Below are 19,693 nucleotides of genomic sequence, written 5' to 3'. Positions count from 1 at the left end.
TTCAGGTCCCCAGCGACTGCGACAGGGCGACGTAGAGCGCCAGGAGAGCTGCCTGCGGCGGCCGGTCGGTGTGGTGGCAGGAGAAGGTCCAGCCGACGGTCCGGGCCAGCGCAGCGAGGCCGTCGTGATGGGCCTCCAGTCGCTTCAAGTAGGAGCCGCGCACGGACTCGACGCGTGACAGCAGCCACGAGTCCTCGCCCTGCAGCCCTTCGAAGCGGACCCGTCCCTCGTAGGGCAGCTTCACCTCCGCCGGATCGAGGATCTGCAACAGGTGTCCCTTGACGCTGCGCTCGGCGAAGCCTCGCACCACGCGGTCGACTTCCTCGAGCGGCGACAGGAAATCGCTCAGCAGAACCACGTGGGCGTTGCGCGGCAAGGGCAGCACTGGCGGCAGATCGGCTTGCGGTTGTTCCGTAGCGGGCGCGTTGTCCCCGGCGATCGCGAAGGCCAGCCTGCTGAGCGCGCCGCGGCCGGTCATCGGCCGTTCGCCCGTGCCCAGCAGTGCGACGTGTTCGCCGCCGCGGATCAGCAGCACGCTCAAGGCCAGAGCCAGAAGATCGCCGCGCTCCCGCTTGCGCACGATGGCGTTGCCGGAAGACCAGTCCATGGAGGGCGAGTGGTCGCGCCAGATCCAGACTGATTGCGCGGCCTCCCACTCCATCTCGCGCACGAACACGTGGTCGGACTTGCCGGACTGCCGCCAGTCGATCAGCTGCGGCGTGTCACCGGACTCGTAGTGGCGGTACTGCCAGAAGGTCTCGCCCTGACCGACGCGCCGGCGCCCGTGCACGCCCTGCAGCACGCTCGCCGCGACCCGTTCCGCGGCCACCAGGAGCGGTGGCAGAGTGGAAGCGAGCTGCTCAGCGCGTCTCCGCAGGGGCAGAGCGGAAGAGGCCATCACGCGTAGGGAGCCGCCAGTCGTTCGATCACCTGATCGATGGTCACGCCGTCGGCGCGCGCCGCAAAGTTCAGCGCCATGCGGTGGCGCAGGATCGGCCCGGCCATGGCGACCACGTCGTCGACCGAGGGCGCCAGTCGGCCTTCCAGCAGCGCGCGGGCGCGCACAGCGAGCATCAGCGCCTGGCTGGCGCGGGGTCCCGGACCCCAGGCGACCTGGTTGCTGACATCGGTGATGTCCGTGGTGTCGGGCCGGCCGTTGCGCACCAGCCCGAGGATCGCATCGACGACGCTCTCGCCGACCGGGACGCGGCGCACTAGGCGCTGTGCGGCCATCAGTTCGTCGCCGTCCATGACCTGCACCGCGCCGGCCTGCTCGGCGCCCGTAGTCATGATGAGCATCCGCCGTTCGGCCTCGATATCCGGATAGGGGACCTCGATCTCCATGATGAAACGGTCGAGCTGCGCCTCGGGCAGCGGATAGGTGCCCTCCTGCTCCAGGGGGTTCTGCGTCGCCAGCACATGGAAGGGACGCGGCAGCTCGTGGCCGTGGCCGGCCACGGTGACGCGCCGCTCCTGCATGGCCTGCAGCAGCGCCGACTGGGTGCGCGGGCTCGCCCGGTTGATCTCGTCGGCCATCAGCAGCTGGCAGAACACCGGACCGGCGATGAAGCGGAAGCCGCGCCGGCCGTCCTCCTGTTCCTCGAGCACTTCCGAGCCGAGGATGTCCGCCGGCATCAGATCGGGCGTGCACTGAACGCGCTTGTCGTCCAGACCGAAGACGGTGCCGAGGGTCTCGACCAGCCTGGTCTTCGCCAGTCCCGGAACGCCGATCAGGAGCGCGTGACCGCCGGCGAGCAGCGTGATAAGTGTTTGATCGACAACCTCCTGTTGGCCGAAAATGACGCGTCCGATGCTGTTTCGCACCTGCTGCAGCTTGCGGCCGAGAACCTCGATTTCGCCGGCGAGCTTTTCCGGATCGGCGCTCTCAACGGGAACTGTCGGCGTTGCACTCACCTGTTCGATCTCCTGATTGCGAGGGGCCCGATGGGGCTGATACTTGAGACGTCATGACCAAGCCGAAAAACGGGTCCGCTGACACCCCGTCAAAGATAGGTATTTCCGACCCCGCTTACCAGCGCGAGAGGTCGAATGGTCGTGAAGCCGACGGCGATACCGGGCTGCGGATCGCGCGCGACGGCACCTGGAGCTACCAGGGCAGTCGGATCACGCGCAAACCGCTGGTCAAGCTTTTCTCCACCGTGCTGCAACGGGACGCGGCGGGTGACTACTGGCTGGTGACCCCGGTGGAGCGCGCCCGCATAACCGTCGAGGACGCACCTTTCACCGCGGTCGAGCTGGCGGCGCGCGGCAGCGGTCCGCAGCAGGTGCTCGCCTTCCGAAACAATGTCGACGACTGGGTCGAGGCCGGTCTCGACCATCCGATCCGCGTCTCGGAAGACCCTGCCACCGGAGAGCCGAGGCCCTATATCTTAGTCAGGGACAATCTGGAGGCACTCATCCTGCGCAGCGTCTACTACGAGATGGCCAATCTGGCGGACACCAGGAGAGTCGACGGCGTCGAATGGCTCGGCCTGTGGAGCCACGGCTCGTTCTTTCCCCTCGGCAGGCCTGCGTGACGCCGGAGAAGATCCTCCAGCGACTGCGCGCGCCCGGCCCGACGACGATCCGCACCGCGCCCAGCGGGCCGGCGGGCGCGGAACGCCCGCGCGGCGATCACGACCTAAATCCCGACCTCTATCGCCCCGGCATGGCCCTGACGCCGGCCGCGGTCCTGGTGCCCCTCGTCAAGCGCCCGTCCGGCGTGACGGTCCTGCTCACCAAGCGCACCGATCACCTGCACGACCACGCCGGGCAAGTCAGTTTTCCCGGCGGCCGCATCGATCCGCAGGATCGGGACGCCGAGGCCGCCGCGCTGCGCGAGACCGAGGAGGAGGTCGGCCTGCCGCGCCGCCACGTCCGGATCGCCGGCCGCCTGGATACCTACGTCACCCGCACCGGCTTCGAGGTGACGCCGCTGGTCGGCCTCGTGACCCCGCCCTTCCCCCTGGCCCCGGACAGCTTCGAGGTCGCCGAGGTCTTCGAGGTGCCGCTGGACTTCCTGCTCGACCCGGGCAATCGGCAGACGCGGAGCCGCCACTACGAAGGCAAGGAGCGCTATTTTTACGTCTACCGGTTCGGCGGCCATACGATCTGGGGCGCGACCGCCGGCATGCTGGTGAACCTCGAGGAGGTCCTAAGCCGTCCATGATCCGTAAGCTCATCACGGTCGTTCTGCCGATCGTTCTGCCCTTCATCGTCTACTGGCTCTATGTCTACTTTGCGCGCGTAAAGGCGCGGTTGGCCGGAAAGCCGGAGCCTAGCTTCAAGGAGGGGCCCTGGGGATACATCGCCCTCGTCGGGGCTCTGCTCGCCGTCGCCTCCCTCGTGTTCTGGCGCTTCTATAGCGGTCAGGAGCTCGGCTCGCTGCTGGTTCCCTTCTCGATCCTCACGCCGGGAACCGCACCAGGCCTGGGCCCACCCTTGACGCCGCCATGAAACCCGGGGGGCGCCTCGACGAACAGGAGTGGATGACGGCGCCGGAGACCCGGGCCGTCGTCGAGGCGCTCACCGCCGAAGGCACGGAGGTGCGCTTCGTCGGCGGCTGCGTGCGCGACGCGGTGGCCGGCCGGCCGGTGCGCGACATCGATCTCGCAACGCCGGACCCGCCCGAAAAGGTGATCGCCCTGCTCGAGGCGGCCGGTCTGAAGGCCGTGCCGACCGGACTGGCCCACGGAACAGTCACCGCGGTCAGCAGCCACCAGCCCTTCGAGGTCACGACCCTGCGCCGGGACGTGGAAACCGACGGCCGCCGCGCGACGGTGGCTTTCACCGACGATTGGGAAGCCGACGCGGCGCGCCGCGATTTCACCTTCAATGCCCTGTCCTGCGGCATAGACGGGCGATTATTCGATCCCTTCGGCGGGCACCGCGACCTGATAGAGGGACGGGTGCGTTTCGTCGGCGAGGCGCGCCAGCGGATCGCCGAAGACTACCTTCGCCTGTTGCGGTTTTTTCGGTTTCACGCCTTCTACGGCCGCGGCGAACCGGACCCGGAGGGCCTCAAGGCAGCCGCCGCGGCGGCCGGCGAATTGACGCGCCTCTCGGGCGAGCGCGTGCGGGCGGAGCTGCTCCGCCTGCTGCAGGCCAACAATCCCGTGCCCGTGCTCGAGGTCATGGACCAGGAGAAGATCCTGGCTTCCGTGCTTCCCGAGCTGGGCGCGCCGGACGTCCTGAAAAGCCTACTGTCGCTCGGGATCGAATCGCCCCGGCCCGACACCCTGCTGCGCCTCGGCGCGCTTCTGCGCTCGGACCCCGCGGCGGTGGCCGAGCGGCTACGCCTGTCCAACGCGGAGCGGGACCGGCTGATCGCCATGGCCGGCCACGGCGCCACACCGCGCGTGGATATGCCGGAACGGGAACTGCGCCGAGCGATCTATCGGGACGGCGGCACCGCGATCCGGGACCGCTTGTGCCTCGCCTGGGCTGTGCATCCGAAGGGGCCCGACTCGGACGCCGCCCACCGCAATCTGGCGCTTGCGGTGTCCTGGAGCCCGCCGCGCTTTCCAATCAAGGGCCGCGACGCGCTCGACCTCGGGCTCGCGCCCGGCGCCAGCCTGGGAACTCTGCTGGAGGCTGTCGAGGCCTGGTGGGTCGAGCAGGACTTCGAGCCGAGCCGCGAGCACTGCCTGGCGCGCCTGCGCGACCTCGCGGCCGCTTCCTGATTTAAGCTATTCGAGCAGCGCCGCGACGGGCTTGGGCAGGGCGAAGCTCGCGAGATGAACATCGGCCGTATAGAACCTCGGCGCGAGGCCGGCGCCGTCGAGTCGCTCGGCTAGCACATCCCGCCCGACGCGGCGCAGTTCCGGTCGGTCGGTCGCCCAGCCGAAAGCCATGGCGCCGCCGGCGAAGACGGGCACGGCGACGGTATAGAGCGCGACGTCGGCGAACTGCGCCTGCAGGCGCTGAATCGCGGCGGAGATCGGATCGGGATAGAGCGCGGGCATGCCGAACTGCGTGATCAGCACGCCGCCGTCGCCGAGCAGGCGCCGGCAATCGCGATAGAAGGCGTCCGAGAAGAGGACCTCGCCTGGTCCCGGCAAGGGATCAGTCGAATCGACAACGATCAGGTCGAAGCGTTCCCGGCTCCGGGCGGCATAGGCGAGACCGTCCTCGAACAGCACCTCGGCCCGTGGATCGTCGAACGCGCCGTCCGACAGCATCGGCAGGTGTTGCCGGCAGAGCTCCACCACCTGTTTGTCGAGCTCGATCATCGTGACCTTCTCGACGTCGCGGTGCTTCAGGATCTCTCTGAGTGCACCGCCGTCCCCGCCGCCGATGATCAGGGCCCGGCGCACGGACCCGTGGGCCAGCATCGGCACCTGGATCAGCATTTCGTGGTAGGCGGCCTCGTCCTTCTCAGTTGTCTGCACCACGCCATCGAGCGCCAAGGCGCGGCCGAACAGCGGCGTGTCGAAGATGGCGAGGTCCTGGAACTCGGTCCGGGTGCGGCAGACGTAGCGGTCGACCGCCAGCCTGGCCGAGAAGCCATTCGTATCGATCTCTTCGAACCAGGTTGTCACGCCGCGCTACCCCGCGTCGGAGAGCCGAACAAGCCGACCGGTGTCTCCGGATACCACGAACGCGGCGGCGGCGGCCAAGCGAAAAAACGTGGTTCGGCCGGTTTCCGACGCTTGTAGTCGGCTACTCGACCAGGAACTCCGCCTGAGCGAGCACCTCCCCGTCTTCCTCGACCAGGGTCACACGCCACGCGCCGGGCCGAAGCTCGGCCTGGCTCCAGGTGCGCCACCGGACGGAGCTGCCGATCGTCGTCCGATAGCGCGAGATCAGTCGGTCGTCCCGGCGCCAAAGAAACTCGACCTTGGCCGGAGCGCCCAGATTCCGGACCCGCGCGAAGGCGTAGCCCAGGCGCTCACCCGCCGAGAACACACTGGTCTTGCCGACCGGCTCGCGGTCCTCGACCTCGCGGCTCACCACGAAGTCGAGCACGGTCAGATCGCCCTGCGGCGCGAAGGCGGCGCCCGATGACGCGGCAGCGGCCTCGACCGCCGCCACGGCGCCGATGGCGCCGGCCACCTTCACGCTGGAGTCGCCGTTCAGCACCACGGTGTCGCCGCGCAGCACCATGCAGTCCTGACCCCGGTTGGCCATCTCGACGCAGGTGTCGTAGGCGGTTTCTCCATCGTCGAGCGGCGATGAACGGACGCGGTAGAAATCCCGTCCTTCGACGTCGCCCTTGGTGATGGTGAGGTCGTAGACGCCGAGGATATCCGAATGGCGCTCGACCAGCCGCGCACGCTCCCGCTCTGCATCGGATCGTGAAGCCAGGGAGGCGAACTGGAGCCGGTAGGGCTCGGCGCCCGCCTCGCCGCCCCGCGGCACCGCGGCAGCGAGACCGACAGGGCCGATCCGATCGCCGGCCTCCGGCTCGGGTCCCGGGCGAACCACCCTTTCGCTGGGCCCGGCTCCGGCCGGATCGGGCGTCTCCGCCAGTCCGGGCGGCAGCAGCGACATCGGCTTGCCGGCATCGTCCGGCGCGGCGCGCGTCTGCGCCTGTCGTCGCGTGATCTGCGCGGCGGCGGCCAGTGGATCGTTTGCGACCGGCGCGGTGGCGCGCGGCCGGGCGACCGAAGCGATTGGCGCCGCGACCCGCGGATTGCGGTCCGACGCCGCCGCCGGCGAGGCAGGCCGCAGGCCGCTATCAACTGGCGGGGCGAGCGCGATGACCTTCCTCTTCGGCGCTCGAACGGCGGTGGGAGCGGGCGGCGCCGGAACAGCGGTGGGAGCGGGCGGCGACGCATCGGACGTCGGCGACGCTCCGCCGTCCGATCGTTTGCGTTCCTGCGCCGCGGCCAGCAGGTCGGGGCGCGGCTTCTGCCGCGGGACGACCGGCGGCACCCTCGGCGGGTCGGGCGCGCTGGTCACGGGAGCGTTCTCCGCCGGCGCCGGCGGCTCTGGAATCCTGATGGCTTCCGACGAAGCCGTTGCGTCGGCCGGCGCCGTCGCCAAGACGACCGGATCAGGCACCGTTTCGGCCGACCCGTCCGGCGCCGGGCTCGCTCTGGTCTCTGCTGGAGCAGCCGCGACTCTGCCATTGCTCGCCGGTGCGACGGCATTCCGGGAGACGGGGGCCGGATCTTCTTCGCCGGCAGTTCGGGCAGCCTGCGTGGCTTCGCCGGGGGCGGGTCCGGCGGCCTGCGTGGTGGCGGAAGAGGAGGCGGCGGCGAGCTCGGAGGCGCTGGTCGATCCGGCGTCGTCCGGCCTGGATGACCTGGGTACGGGGTCTTCAGTCAGATTGGAGACGTCGTTCCCTGGCCCTCCGGAGTCCTGGAGCGCCACGAGGCCGGAACCGGCGTTGCCCGAGAACCAGAGCGCGCCCACGCCGGCGCCGCCGAACAGCAGACCGACCAGAAACATGGCCGCGATCACCCCGCGATTGCGCGGACGCGACCGGGCCGCGGCGACGGCCTTGCCCGGCTCGCGCGTCTCCCTCACGGAGCTGTCCGGATAGAGAGGCACCACCTTGACCGGCTTTGCGTCGGACGACTCCACGCCACCGCGCCGGCGGTCGGCCAGTCCAGCCTCGAGCGATCCCCAATCGATGGCAACCGGCTCCGGCTCGCCATCGGGATCCGCGACGGGGCCCGCCGCGGGTTCAGGCGCCGGCCCAGGGAGATCGGGCGAGCTCGGCACCTCGTCTTCGGCGAAGGCCTTCTCGAGCCAGGCTTCCTCCTCGACCACCTCGGTCTTTTCCAATGGTCCCTGGTCGGGAACGGCAGCTCGGTGGCGGCGCGCCTCTTGGCTTGGATGCGGCTCGCTCGGCGCCGGGTCGGCGCTCGGGGAGGGTGCGGCCGATTCATCACCGCTGAAGAGATCGTCGGCGGCGGCATCGACCTGTTCCTGGGAGACCTTCGGCGACTCTTCCAGACCGGCCAGCTCGAGGCTGACGCCGCAGAGCTGGTTGATCACCTGAGGAACGCCGGCCGAGAGCAGACCGATCCGCTTGACCGCCTTGGCGGTGAACAGCGGCCCACGATGTCCCACCCGGTCTAGGCGAAAGCCTATGTAGTCCTTGATCTCGGCCTTGCCGAGGGCTTCGAGGTGCCGGTAGGCGATCGCGCAGTCCTGCACGAAGGGCTGATCCGAGGCGCTCAGGCGTTCGACCAGCACGGGCTGGCCAGCGAGGATCACCTGCAGCAGCCGAGTCCCGGCTTTTCTGATGTTGGTCAGCCGGGCGAGGCTTATCAGGAAGTCGTCGGACACCGCCTGGGCGTCATCGATCAGGATCGCCGTCGTGCTGCCGTCGTCGACCTGGCGGATCAGCAGGTTGGTGAAGGCGTGCACCTTGCCGATGCGCTCGACCTCCTCTCCGTCGATTCCGGCAGCCTGACAGCAGGTCTCGATCAGCTCGTCGAAGGACAGCATTGGCCGGCGGGGATAGACGATCAGACAGCCGGCCTCTTCCAGAGCGTCCTGCAGGTTGAGCAACAGCGTGGTCTTGCCCATACCCGCTTCGCCGACCAGCAGCATCATACCCTGGTGCTCCAGGACGCCGGTCAGGAGGCTGTCAAAGCACGCGCGGACGGAGCGCCCCCGGTAGAAGAGGCGCGCGTCCGGCATGATGCTGAAAGGATGAACGCCGGTCAGATCAGTTTCGTTCGAACCGCCCACGGACTGCTCTCCGGTAACTGCTTTCGCCCCTCGGCCCCAGAAACAGCGCCCGCCGACGCAACGGCAAGCGACGCGGCAGACACTCGGCCTGCGCGTCAAGACTCGCCGGACGGGCCCGGACCCTGACTAATGATCTAGCATCGACCGGCGGCCCGTGGCCGACCAGTGTCAAATTTATGGTGTCTTTCAATCAAATCCGCCACCGCTTACTTGGCCGCGCCAGCGAGTCTCAGGGCCATGCGGCCTCCGGCGGCAGCGACATCAGGATCGCCTCCGGATTGCCACCGGTCATCAAGCCGAACTTCGTGCCGCGATCGTAGAGCAGGTTGAATTCGGCGTAGCGGCCGCGCCGGAACAGCTGATGCTGCCGGTCCTCATCGGTCCAAGGCTCTGCCATATGGCGCCGAACGAGTGTCGGGTAGATGTCCAGGAAGGCGAGACCAACATCGCGGGTGAAGGCGAGGTCCTCAGCCCAGTCGCCCGTATCGACATAGTCGTAGAAGATCCCGCCGACGCCCCGCGCCTCGCCGCGGTGCTTGATGAAGAAGTACTCGTCGCACCAGGCCTTGAAGCGCGGATAGTACTCGGGGTCGTGCTTGTCGCAGGCGGCCTTGAAGGCGGCGTGAAAGTCTTCCGTGTCGGCGGCCACGGGCACCATGGGGTTCAAGTCCGCCCCGCCGCCGAACCAGGACTTGGTGGTGATCACGTGCCGGGTGTTCATGTGGACCGCGGGCACCTTGGGCGAGCGCATGTGGGCGACCAGCGAGATGCCGCTGGCCCAGAAACTGGGGTTTTCATCGGCGCCCGGGATCTGCTTGGCGAACTCGGGCGAGAAGCTGCCCCAGACCGTGGAAATGTTCACCCCGACCTTCTCGAACAGGCGGCCGCGCATGATCGACATGGTGCCGCCGCCGCCGCCCTCGCGCGCCCAGGACTTGCGCTCGAAACGGCCGGGCGGGAGACCACCGCCGCCACCGCCGTTCTCCTCGGTCTGCGCATCCTCCAAAGCCTCGAAGGCCGCGCAGATCTTGTCGCGCAGCGACTCGAACCAGGCGGCGGCCTCCTTCTTCTGCTCTTCGCTAGGCAACGGCATCGCTCTTCTTCCCCGTGCATGTTGCTGGTTGCAGACCGGTCTGGCGCAGGGCCTCGCCCAGAGCCATCGCCGCCGCCAGGGCGACGTTGATCGACCGCATGTTCTCGCGCATGGGAATGCGCAGACGGGCGTCGGCGGACGCATGGACCGCCGGGGGCACGCCCGCCGATTCCCGTCCGACCATCAATGTATCGGCCGGCAGAAACCTGAAATCCGAATAGACCCGGTCACCGGCCGTGGTCAGCAGGACGAGGCGTCCCTCGAGGGTCGGCCGAAAGGCCGTCCAGGATACGTGGCGCCGCCAGCTGCTCTCCTTCAAGTAATCCATCCCGGCCCGCCTGAGCTTGCGGTCGTCGAATTGAAAGCCGCAGGGCTCGATGACGTCCACGGGCACGCCGAGGCAGGCGCCGAGGCGCAGCAGGGCGCCCGCGTTCTGCGGGATATCCGGTTCGAAGAGCGCAAGTCGCATGGTCGAAGGCGGATCCGTGCTGTTTCCCTGTTAAACGTACCGGGCGCACTCTCGTCCATATCGACGGATTGGCGCAAGCCGGCCCGTGCGAGGGCGCCGAACAGGGCCCAGGAGCAGGCTGGGTGAAGTCCGGCCGTTTTCAGGCTTCTGGGCTTTGCGTTCCTGGAGAAATTCCTCTAAATCAAGGGCTGGTCCAGGTCGGATCGAAGGCAGCGCCCCGACCGGGGTAGCGCTTGGTCCGGCCTGCGGGCCGGAGCGTAGATTGTCGAGGACGACGGCAGGGATCTTGGTGAGCACGGGGCGGGCGGAACGAACCCGCCGCGTTGCAACGGAGAGGACGCTATAGGATGGCAGACACAGTTAACGAGGCCGGGTCGGAAGACGGCGAGACACGGCGCGATTTTCTCCACCTGACGGCAGTCGCCGTGGGCGCGGTCGGCGCCGGGTTCGCGGTCTGGCCCCTCATCAGCTCGATGAACCCCTCGGCGGAAGTGCTCGCCCTGGCCGAGGTGGAGGTGGACATCTCGCCGATCGAGGTCGGTCAGGCGATCACCGTCACCTGGCAGGGCAAGCCGGTCTTCATCCGCCACCGGACGCCCGAAGAAATCTCCGCCGCGGACGCCGTCGACATCGCCGATCTGCCTGATCCGGAGACCGACGCCGACCGTACGGAAAAGCAAGATTGGCTAGTCATTGTCGGCATATGCACCCATCTGGGTTGCATCCCGAAAGGACAAAAAGCTGGTGAGCCGAAAGGGCAGTACGACGGCTACTTTTGCCCCTGCCACGGCTCCCACTACGACACCTCCGGGCGAATCCGGAAGGGCCCAGCGCCGAAGAATCTGCTGGTACCACCCTATGAATTCGTCGACGACACAACCGTCAAGATCGGTTAGGAGGCGTTGAGGCCATGAGCGATGTGCAATTCAAGAATCCGGTGGTCCGCTGGATCGAGTACCGGATGCCTATTTTCTCGTTCCTCGACCACTCGCTCGGTTCGGGCTACCCCTGTCCTAAGAACCTGAGCTACTGGTGGAACTTCGGGTCGCTGGCCGGACTGACCCTGGTCATCATGATCGTGACCGGCATCACGCTCGCGATGCAGTATACGCCGCACGTCGATCACGCCTTCGACTCGATCGAGCGGATCATGCGCGACGTCAACTACGGCTGGCTGATCCGCTACATCCACATGAACGGCGCCTCGTTCTTCTTTATCGTGGTCTTTATCCACATGTTCCGCGGGCTTTACTACGGTTCCTATAAGGCGCCGCGAGAACTGCTCTGGATGCTGGGCGTGGTCATCCTGCTGCTCATGATGGCGACCGCTTTCATGGGCTACGTGCTGCCTTGGGGCCAGATGAGCTTCTGGGGCGCGACCGTGATCACCAACTTCTTCACGGCGATCCCGCTGGTCGGCGATGCCATCACCACTTGGCTCTGGGGCGGGCCGAACGTTGACAACCCGACGCTCAATCGCTTCTACGCTTTGCACTACCTCCTGCCCTTTGTCATCCTGGGCGTGGTCGTGCTGCACATCTGGGCGCTGCACCGCTTCGGCTCGAACAACCCGATCGGGATCGACACCAAGGGTCCGCAGGACACGATCCCCTTCCACCCCTACTACACGGTCAAGGACATGTTCGGGGTGGGCGTCTTCCTGATCGCGCTCTGCACCATGGTGTTCTTCGCGCCCGAGTTTCTGGCCCACCCGGACAACAACATCGAGGCAGACCCGCTCTCGACGCCGGCGCACATCGTGCCCGAATGGTATTTCCTGCCGTTCTACGCGATCCTCCGCGCGGTCGACTTCGATCTCTTCTGGATCGTGCCGGCCAAGCTGGGCGGCGTAATTCTGATGTTCGGATCGGTGCTGATTCTCTTCGTGCTGCCGTGGCTCGATCGTTCGCCGGTGCGCAGCGCCGCTTTCCGCCCGTGGTTCAAGGGTTTCTTCTGGCTCTTCGTCTTCGTCTGCTTCGTGCTCGGCTGGGTCGGTGCCAACCCGGCGGAGGGCGAGGTCTATGGCGTGCCTTTCGTCGTGATCGGCAAGATCGCGACCTTCTGGTACTTCGCCCATTTCCTGCTGGTGCTGCCCCTGCTCAGCATCCTGGAGACACCGAGACCCATACCAGCGTCGATATCTAAGCCGGTCCTTGGGGGTGGTGGCATGGCCGCCGGGGCGACAGCGAAGCCGATGGAGAAGGCGTGATGATCAGAAAGACCCTGGGCGCCATCTGCCTTGTTGGCCTGCTCGGCACCGCGCCCCTCGCGGCGCGGGCTGCCGAGGCGGTAGCGGTGCCGAAGCAGGATTGGTCTTTCAACGGCATCTTCGGCCAATTCGACCGGGCGCAGCTTCAACGCGGTTTACAGATCTACCGCGAGAACTGCGCCGCCTGCCACGGGCTCAAGTACGTCGCTTTCCGCAACCTGATGGACCTGGGCTACACCGCCGCGGAAGTTAAGTTGATCGCCCGGGAGTATGAGGTCATCGACGGTCCCGACGATGAGGGCGAGATGTTCACCCGCGCGGCCTTACCGTCGGACCGCATCCCCTCGCCGCACCCCAACGACAACGCGGCGCGGGCGGCGAACGGCGGCGCCCTGCCGCCGGACATGTCGCTGTTGGCAAAAGCACGCGCCGGCGGTCCCGACTACATCTACGCCTTGTTGACCGGCTACGTCGAGCCGCCGGCCGACTTCGAGATGTCGGAGGGCATGAACTACAACGCCTACTACCCCGGGCATCAGATCGCCATGGCGCAGCCGCTCTGGGGCGACGATGTCGAGTTCGCGGACGGCACCGAGGCGACGATCGAGCAGTCGGCGGCCGACGTCTCCGCTTTCCTGATGTGGGCAGCAGACCCGAAGATGGAGGAACGGAAGTCGACCGGCGTTTCGGTGATTTTGTTCCTCATCGTGCTGACCGGCCTGTTCTACGCCAGCATGCGCAAGATCTGGGCCGACGTGCAGAAGTAGCTAGCGCCCGCGTCGCCTGACCAGAAAAGGGCCGCCTCAAGGGCGGCCCTTTTTTCGTTGCGCGAGTCAGCGCTCAGTCGCCCATGCCAAGCGCCCGCATGTAGAGCTCCAGCAGGTGCTCCTGCTCCTGGCGGTCGTTGGTCTCCATTTTCCGCAGGCGGATCACCTGGCGCATGATCTTGGTGTCGAAGCCGTTGCCCTTGGCCTCGGCGAAGACTTCGCGAATGTCGGCCGCCAGGGCGGCCTTTTCTTCCTCGAGCCGCTCGATGCGCTCGACGTAGGATTTCAACTTGGCCGTCGCGATGCCGCCCACATCGGCGCCCGTTTCGGTTCCGGGGATTTCGATTCCCGCCTCGGCCATGGGCCGCCTCCTTCCCTCAAGCTCGTATCGAAAGAAGAGCGCCCGGCGCTCGGCCGGGCGAGCCCGAAAGCTAACCCTCCGGGCGGCGAAGATCAATCGAAGCCGAAGTGCTCCTTGGCCTTCTTGTAAGCCGCCTTCTGCTCTTCCGAGGCCTCCTGCTGATACTGGCCCTTCCAGTCCTGGTAAGGCATGCCGTAGACCATCTCCCTGGCCTCGTCGTAGCTGACCTCCAGGCCCCGATCCTCGGCCGCCGCCTTGTACCACTTGGACAGGCAGTTGCGGCAGAAGCCGGCCAGAGACATGAGGTCGATGTTCTGGACCTCGGTATGGGTCTTCAGGTGCTCGACGAGGCGGCGAAAGGCGGCCGCCTCGAGTTCGGTCTTGGTCTGCTCGTCCATCGGCCTCGCAACTCCCTTCGCTGCGGCTTGTTCCTCAAGCCTATGTCGGCGCGTCGAGCGCGCATTTCCAGGGCGGCTGCCGTTAGTCTATACCTTCCAGCGTCTCCTCGATCAGGAAGTCGACCACCCGCTCCAGCGCTTCCCGGTGCTCGGCGCCCTCTTCCATCGCCTGCTCGTAGATCTGCTCTTGGCGGTGGGCGCTGGTGCCGCGCTGCACGATCTCGCGCGCGTGGCGGACCTCCTCGACGCAGTCGAGCGCCAGGGCGTCGACCTCGGTCAGGGCGATGATCTCCTCCAGCAGGTTCTTGTAGGGCACGATCTCGCCCTTGCCGAAGTCGACCAGGCCTTCGTCCAGCCCGTAGCGCTGGGCGCGCCAGCGGTTCTCCTGCACCAGCATGTTGGTGTATTCGCGCCAGCGCTGGTTGTCGCGCTTGAGGCGGTAGAGCATGCGCAGCAGACAGACGTAGATCGCCGCGATGGCGAAGCCGTCCTGGGCCCGGGTGCAGATGTCCGCGATGCGCATCTCCAGGGTGGGAAAGCGGCAGGACGGCCGGACGTCCCACCACAGCTTGGAGGCATCCTCGATCAGGCCGGCGCCGACCATGATGTCGAGGTGGCGCTGATACTCGCCCCAGGAGTCGAAGCTCTCCGGCAGCCCGGTGCGCGGCAGCTCATCGAACACCGCGAGGCGGTAGGACTTGAGGCCGGTCCTTTCGCCGTGCCAGAACGGCGAGGAGCTGGACAGCGCCAGCAGGTGCGGCAGGAAGTAGGCGATCTGCCCCATCAGGTCGATGCGCAGCTCGTCGTCGTCCAGCCCGGCGTGGACGTGCATGCCGCAGATCAAGAGGCGCCGCGCCACGGCCTGCATGTCCTGGGCCAGGATGTTGTAGCGCTCCTTGCGGGTGTGCTTCTGGTCGTGCCACAGCGCGAAGGGGTGGGTCGATGCGGCGATCGGCGCCAAGCCGTGTTCGGCGGCGACCTCGGCCACGGTCTTGCGCAGATGGCGGATCTCCTCGGCGGCCTGCTTGATCGTGTCGCACTTGCTGGTGCCGACCTCGATCTGGGCCTGGAGGAATTCCGGGCTGACCCGGCCTTCGAGGCGGCGCTCGCACTCCGCCATCACCGCGTCGGGCGCCTCGCCGACCAGGTCCCGGGTCTTCCGGTCGACCAGGAGGTACTCTTCCTCGATCCCGATGGTGAAGCTCGGCTCGGTCATGCCGCGACACCCCGCTCCAGGATCGCCGGATCCGACAAGATGGGCGCCAGGGAGCGCTCCAGAACCTCTGCCCACTCGGCGGCGCCGTGACGCGTGTCGATCAGGTCTTGGCGCAGCTCGATCAGCACGTTGGCCAGGCCGCGCGGGTCGGCATGGTGCTGCATGGTGTAGCCGTGGATATGCCGGCCTGAGTACGGCTCGTTGTCGCCGACCATCAGGCCTTCGTCCCGCAGGCGGTCGATCAGCGGCTGGGGCAACCTGGGGTCGGTGTTCCACAGGATGGCGACCTGCCAGGGCCGTTCGACCCCCTCCATCACCGGGGTGAAGCTGTGCACCGAAATCACCGCCGGGCCCGGGCCGCGCGCTGCCAGGCGATCGAGCGCCTGTTCGACAGCCCGATGATAGGGACGATGGAAGGTCGCCAGCCGCCGCTCCTTCTCGACCGCCGACAGGCCGAGGTTGCCGGGGATCGTCACGCCGTCGACCTGCTCGGGGATCAGGCTCTCGACGCCGGGCTGGCGGTTCGGGTCGACCAGCAGCCGGGAGAAGTGTGACAGGATCGCCGGGGCGTCGAGGCTCCGCGAGAGCTGCCGGGTCACCTCGGCGGCGCCGATGTCCCAGGCGATGTGCCGCGCCAGCTGAGCCTCGTCCAGACCCAGGGCGGCCCACTCCGACGGAATGAAGTTGCTGGCGTGATCGCACAGCAGAAGCACCGGCGCCGCGCCTTCGGCATTAACCGTTTCGAAGAAGGGGCCTCCGGCGCCGGGCGCCGCCTCCGGCCCGGAATCAGCGGGTTCCAGGGTATCCGACATGCCGCGACTATAGCCGCCCGGGGCCGGTTGCAACAGTCCCGGACAGACCTGATACTGCCCTATGGACAGCATACGGCCGAACACCTTCTTCTGTATCGACGGCCACACCTGCGGCAATCCGGTCCGCCTGGTGGCCAGCGGCGGGCCGCCTCTCGAAGGTGCGACCATGAGCGAGAAGCGCCAGGACTTCCTGGCCCGCTTCGACTGGATCCGCACCGGCCTGATGTTCGAGCCGCGGGGCCACGACGTGATGTCCGGCTCGATCCTCTATCCCTCGACCCGCGACGACTGCGACATAGGCGTTCTCTACATCGAGACCAGCGGCTGCCTGCCGATGTGCGGGCACGGCACGATCGGCACGGTGACCTTCGCGCTGGAGCGCGGCTTGGTCCAGCCGAGCGAGGACGGCCTGCTCAAGCTGGAGACCCCGGCCGGCCGGGTCGACGCCCGCTTCCGTCGCGAGAACGGCTACGTCGAGGCCGTGCGCATCACCAACGTGGGCGCCTACCTGGCGGCCGAGGGGGTCGCGGTGGACTGCCCGGAACTGGGGCCGATCACCGTCGACGTGGCCTACGGCGGCAACTTCTACGCCATCGTCGAGCCCCAGGAGAACTACCGGGACCTCGACCAGATCGGCGCCGCCGGCGTGCTGCGCCTCTCGGCGGAACTGCGGCGACGGCTTAACCAGGTGTTCGAGCCGGTTCACCCAGAGGATTCCACGATCCGAGGCGTCTCGCACATCCTCTGGACCGGCGCGCCCAAGTCGCCGGAAGCCACGGCCCGCAACGCCGTCTTCTACGGCGACAAGGCGATCGACCGCAGCCCCTGCGGCACCGGGACCTCGGCCCGCATGGCACAGCTGGCGGCCCGGAGCGAGCTCGCCGTCGGCGACGCCTTCGTCCACGAGAGCATCATCGGCTCGCTGTTCAGCGGCCGGGTCGAGGCCGAGACCCGGGTCGGCAACCACCGGGCCATCGTCCCCTCGATCGAGGGCTGGGCCCGCATCACCGGCTTCAACACGATCTTCATCGACCCCCGCGATCCCTACGCCCACGGGTTCCAGGTTGTCTGAGGCGCCGACGGGCCCGTAAAGGCGGCCATGCCGAGAAAAGGTCACGAAAAGCCGGCCCAGGCCGACTGGATGCCCTGGCTGGTCTGGGGCCTGGGCGCGCTGCTGTTCTTCTACGGCTTCTTTCAGCGGGTCGCGCCCAGCGTCATGATCGACCACCTAATGCGCGACCTGGCGGTCGGCGGGGCGCTGCTCGGCAACCTCTCCGCCCTCTACTTCTATGCCTACGCGGGTCTGCAGATCCCGGTCGGTGTCATGGCCGACCGCTGGGGGCCGCGCCGGCTCCTGACCGGCGGCGCCCTGGCGTGCGGCTCGGGCAGCCTGCTGTTCGCCCTGGCCGAGGGGCTCTGGTCGGCCTACGCCGGCCGCCTCCTGATCGGCATCGGCGCCAGCTTCGGCCTGGTCGCGACGCTCAAGCTGTCCACGGCCTGGTTCCCAAGCGAGCGCTTCGCGCAGGTCACCGGCCTGACCATCGCGATCGGCATGCTCGGGGGAATCGCCGGACAGGCGCCGCTCGCGGCCCTGGTCGAGACTGCGGGCTGGCGCAGCGCCCTGGCGACCGCAGCCGCCTTCGGCATCGCGCTCGCCGTCTTGACCTGGCTGATCGTGCGGGACCGCCCCGCCGGCGTCGCCGACCCCCAGCGTTCCGCTCCGGGCGCGGCGGCCTTGCTGGCCGACCTCCGGTCGATCGTCCGCGCGCCGCAGAACCTGATCCTGGCGCTGCTCTGCGCCGCGATGACCGCCCCGATCCTCGGCTTCGCCGGACTCTGGGGCGTTTCCTGGCTGATGCAGACCAGGGACCTCGCGCGGGCCGAAGCGGCGGCCATGACGTCGCTGATCCTGCTCGGCGTGGCGCTGGGCAGCCCGCTGTTCGGCACCCTTTCGGACCGCCTCGGACGGCGCAAGCCGCCTCTGCTGGGCGGCCTCGTGCTCGGCCTCGCCAGCCTCTCGGCGCTGATCTATCTGCCGCCGGCGCCGCTCTGGCTTGTCGCGCTCCTGTTCCCGGCTCTCGGGCTCGGGCTCGGCGCCATGGTGATCTCCTACGCCGCCGCGCGGGAGAGCAACCCCGGCGGCACCGCCGGCCTGTCCTACGCCTTTGTGAATTGCGCCGCCGTCGCGAGCGGCGCGGTGTTCCAGCCGCTGATCGGCTGGCTGCTCGACCTGCAGTGGGACGGCGCCTCAGCGGCGGGCGCCCGGGTCTATTCGCCGGAGGCCTACCGCTGGGCCTTCAGCGCCCTTACCCTCTTTCTTCTCTTCGGGCTTGGCGCCGGGCTCCGCCTGCGCGAGACTCACCCGCGGCTGAACCGAGAGACGCCGAGATGACTATGCACGCGCCCCGCAACCTGCTCCGCGCCCTGTTCGACGCCGCCCTCGGCGCGGCCGATCCGGCGCGGGCCGTGCCGCCCCACCTGCCGGCGCCGCCGTCCGGACGCACCCTCGTGGTCGGCGCCGGCAAGGCCGCGGCCGCCATGGCCAAGGCGGTGGAGGACAATTGGCAAGGGCCCCTCGAAGGCCTCGTGGTCACGCGCTACGGCCACGGCGCGGACTGCCGGCGGATCGAGGTGGTCGAGGCGGCCCACCCGGTGCCCGACGCGGCGGGCCAGGAGGCGGCGGCGCGGATCCTGCAAAGCGTCCAGGATCTGACCGCGGACGACCTGGTGCTCTGCCTGATCTCGGGCGGCGCCTCGGCCCTGCTCTCCCTGCCCGCGCCCGGGCTGGACCTGGCGGACAAGCAGGCGGTCAACCGCGCCCTGCTGCGGTCGGGCGCCGACATTACCGAGATGAACTGCCTGCGCAAGCACCTCTCTGCGATCAAGGGCGGGCGGCTGGCGGCCGCCGCGGCGCCGGCCCGGGTCGTGACCCTGGCGATCTCCGACGTGCCCGGCGACGACCTGGCGGTGATCGGCTCGGGCCCAACGGTCGCCGACCCGACCACCTTCGCCGACGCGGCCGCGATCCTCGACAAGTACGGCATCGAGCCGCCCAACGCCGCCGCCGCCTACCTGGCCGCCGCGGCGGAGGAGACGCCGAAGCCCGGCGACCCGCGACTGGCGGCGGCCGAGGCCGAGCTGATCTCGCGGCCTCAGGACTCGCTAGAGGCCGCCGCCGCCACCGTGCGGTCGCTCGGCCTGAAGCCCGTGATCCTGGGCGACGCCATCGAAGGCGAGGCGCGCGAGGTCGCCCGGGTCCTGGCGGGCATCGCCCGGCAGGCCGCGCGCCACGGGCAGCCCGCAGCGCCACCTTGCGTGCTGTTATCCGGCGGCGAGACCACGGTGACCCTGCGCGGCAGCGGGCGGGGCGGGCGCAACGCCGAGTTCCTGCTGGCCCTCACGCTGGCGCTCGACGGCCATCCGGGGATCCACGCGATCGCCTGCGACACCGACGGCATCGACGGGGTCGAGGATAACGCCGGCGCCGTGATGGGGCCCCAGACCATCGCCCGCGCGGCCGACCTGGGGCTCGACCTCAAGGCGATGCTCGCGGACAACGACGCCTACGGCGCCTTCCACGCCCTGGGAGACCTGGTGGTCACCGGCCCGACGCGCACCAACGTCAACGATTTCCGCGCCATCTTGATCACGGGCCTCGACGAACCGGCCTGAAACGCCGTCCAACCTTGCCGCTTTTTTTGTCTGTCAGCCGACCCAAA

20 protein-coding genes are annotated in these 19,693 nt (G+C 68.3%); 10 read left to right on the top strand and 10 right to left on the bottom strand.

Translation table 11 applies throughout. From position 1 onward, the window contains the following. Position 1 precedes the first annotated feature (1 nt). Together QNJ67_11440 and QNJ67_11435 are read right to left on the bottom strand one after the other, a co-directional pair. On the bottom strand, positions 2–898 hold the full coding sequence (locus QNJ67_11440; GenBank protein MDJ0609579.1) for a DUF58 domain-containing protein: 897 nt from the start codon (positions 896–898) through the stop codon (positions 2–4). After that, positions 898–1,854, bottom strand: coding sequence for a MoxR family ATPase (locus QNJ67_11435; GenBank protein MDJ0609578.1), 957 nt, complete (start codon positions 1,852–1,854; stop codon positions 898–900). The genes QNJ67_11440 and QNJ67_11435 overlap by 1 nt, the downstream gene beginning before the upstream one ends. 113 nt (positions 1,855–1,967) lie before the next feature. Here QNJ67_11435 and QNJ67_11430 point away from each other — a divergent pair, with 113 nt between their 5' ends. Genes QNJ67_11430 through QNJ67_11415 form a run of 4 tightly spaced genes read left to right on the top strand, consistent with a single transcriptional unit; the run spans position 1,968 to position 4,682 of the window. Next, on the top strand, positions 1,968–2,537 hold the full coding sequence (locus QNJ67_11430; GenBank protein MDJ0609577.1) for a DUF1285 domain-containing protein: 570 nt from the start codon (positions 1,968–1,970) through the stop codon (positions 2,535–2,537). Then, positions 2,534–3,169, top strand: a complete 636-nt coding sequence (locus tag QNJ67_11425) for a CoA pyrophosphatase (GenBank protein ID MDJ0609576.1) — start codon at positions 2,534–2,536, stop codon at positions 3,167–3,169. Before QNJ67_11430 ends, QNJ67_11425 begins: the two co-directional genes overlap by 4 nt. Then, complete coding sequence (locus QNJ67_11420; protein ID MDJ0609575.1) at positions 3,166–3,456, top strand: hypothetical protein; 291 nt, start codon at positions 3,166–3,168, stop codon at positions 3,454–3,456. The genes QNJ67_11425 and QNJ67_11420 overlap by 4 nt, the downstream gene beginning before the upstream one ends. After that, on the top strand, positions 3,453–4,682 hold the full coding sequence (locus tag QNJ67_11415; GenBank protein MDJ0609574.1) for a CCA tRNA nucleotidyltransferase: 1,230 nt from the start codon (positions 3,453–3,455) through the stop codon (positions 4,680–4,682). The genes QNJ67_11420 and QNJ67_11415 overlap by 4 nt, the downstream gene beginning before the upstream one ends. Before the next feature lie 6 nt (positions 4,683–4,688). Here QNJ67_11415 and speE read toward each other — a convergent pair whose 3' ends face one another. The 4 genes from speE to QNJ67_11395 all read right to left on the bottom strand — a co-directional run bounded on the left by speE (position 4,689) and on the right by QNJ67_11395 (position 10,211). Continuing rightward, entirely contained in the window at positions 4,689–5,540 is an 852-nt protein-coding gene (gene speE, locus QNJ67_11410; GenBank protein ID MDJ0609573.1) for a polyamine aminopropyltransferase, read from the bottom strand. Between the two features lie 121 nt (positions 5,541–5,661). After that, positions 5,662–8,649 (bottom strand): DUF2914 domain-containing protein, encoded by a 2,988-nt coding sequence (locus tag QNJ67_11405; GenBank protein MDJ0609572.1) that lies wholly within the window; start codon positions 8,647–8,649, stop codon positions 5,662–5,664. Between the two features lie 229 nt (positions 8,650–8,878). Then, a complete protein-coding gene (gene hemF / locus QNJ67_11400) occupies positions 8,879–9,742 on the bottom strand; it encodes an oxygen-dependent coproporphyrinogen oxidase (protein MDJ0609571.1) in 864 nt (287 codons plus the stop codon). After that, entirely contained in the window at positions 9,729–10,211 is a 483-nt protein-coding gene (locus QNJ67_11395) for a tRNA (cytidine(34)-2'-O)-methyltransferase (GenBank protein MDJ0609570.1), read from the bottom strand. The genes hemF and QNJ67_11395 overlap by 14 nt, the downstream gene beginning before the upstream one ends. Before the next feature lie 347 nt (positions 10,212–10,558). Between QNJ67_11395 and petA the strand changes: the two genes are divergently transcribed. From petA to QNJ67_11380, 3 genes are read left to right on the top strand one after another with little or no spacing between them, the layout of a single operon-like run. Next, positions 10,559–11,107: a ubiquinol-cytochrome c reductase iron-sulfur subunit gene (petA, locus tag QNJ67_11390; GenBank protein MDJ0609569.1), complete on the top strand. Its 549-nt coding sequence runs from the start codon at positions 10,559–10,561 to the stop codon at positions 11,105–11,107. A 14-nt stretch (positions 11,108–11,121) separates the two neighbouring features. Continuing rightward, positions 11,122–12,420 carry a cytochrome b/b6 gene (locus QNJ67_11385; GenBank protein ID MDJ0609568.1) on the top strand — a complete coding sequence of 433 codons (1,299 nt, stop codon included), beginning with the start codon at positions 11,122–11,124 and terminating at the stop codon, positions 12,418–12,420. Next, on the top strand, positions 12,420–13,187 hold the full coding sequence (locus QNJ67_11380) for a cytochrome c1 (protein MDJ0609567.1): 768 nt from the start codon (positions 12,420–12,422) through the stop codon (positions 13,185–13,187). The genes QNJ67_11385 and QNJ67_11380 overlap by 1 nt, the downstream gene beginning before the upstream one ends. A 73-nt stretch (positions 13,188–13,260) precedes the next feature. Here QNJ67_11380 and QNJ67_11375 read toward each other — a convergent pair whose 3' ends face one another. From QNJ67_11375 to QNJ67_11360, 4 genes are all read right to left on the bottom strand, one after another. Beyond that, entirely contained in the window at positions 13,261–13,548 is a 288-nt protein-coding gene (locus QNJ67_11375; GenBank protein MDJ0609566.1) for a DUF2312 domain-containing protein, read from the bottom strand. 92 nt (positions 13,549–13,640) lie between these two features. Further along, a complete protein-coding gene (locus tag QNJ67_11370; GenBank protein MDJ0609565.1) occupies positions 13,641–13,946 on the bottom strand; it encodes a DUF1244 domain-containing protein in 306 nt (101 codons plus the stop codon). Positions 13,947–14,028: 82 nt separating this feature from the next. Then, positions 14,029–15,162: a carboxylate-amine ligase gene (locus QNJ67_11365; GenBank protein ID MDJ0609564.1), complete on the bottom strand. Its 1,134-nt coding sequence runs from the start codon at positions 15,160–15,162 to the stop codon at positions 14,029–14,031. Beyond that, a complete protein-coding gene (locus tag QNJ67_11360) occupies positions 15,159–16,046 on the bottom strand; it encodes an N-formylglutamate amidohydrolase (protein ID MDJ0609563.1) in 888 nt (295 codons plus the stop codon). Before QNJ67_11360 ends, QNJ67_11365 begins: the two co-directional genes overlap by 4 nt. Between QNJ67_11360 and QNJ67_11355 the strand changes: the two genes are divergently transcribed. From QNJ67_11355 to QNJ67_11345, 3 genes are read left to right on the top strand one after another with little or no spacing between them, the layout of a single operon-like run. Beyond that, positions 16,045–17,046, top strand: a complete 1,002-nt coding sequence (locus QNJ67_11355; GenBank protein MDJ0609562.1) for a 4-hydroxyproline epimerase — start codon at positions 16,045–16,047, stop codon at positions 17,044–17,046. The genes QNJ67_11360 and QNJ67_11355 overlap by 2 nt on opposite strands. 27 nt (positions 17,047–17,073) lie before the next feature. After that, on the top strand, positions 17,074–18,366 hold the full coding sequence (locus QNJ67_11350; GenBank protein ID MDJ0609561.1) for an MFS transporter: 1,293 nt from the start codon (positions 17,074–17,076) through the stop codon (positions 18,364–18,366). Further along, on the top strand, positions 18,363–19,646 hold the full coding sequence (locus QNJ67_11345; GenBank protein ID MDJ0609560.1) for a glycerate kinase: 1,284 nt from the start codon (positions 18,363–18,365) through the stop codon (positions 19,644–19,646). The genes QNJ67_11350 and QNJ67_11345 overlap by 4 nt, the downstream gene beginning before the upstream one ends. Positions 19,647–19,693: the final 47 nt, after the last annotated feature.

The sequence above is a fragment of the Kiloniellales bacterium genome (genome assembly GCA_030064845.1).
Classification (GTDB): Bacteria; Pseudomonadota; Alphaproteobacteria; order Kiloniellales; family JAKSDN01; genus JASJEC01.
Note: the sequence above shows the minus strand (reverse complement) of the source record. Positions and strands in the feature narration are given on the sequence as shown.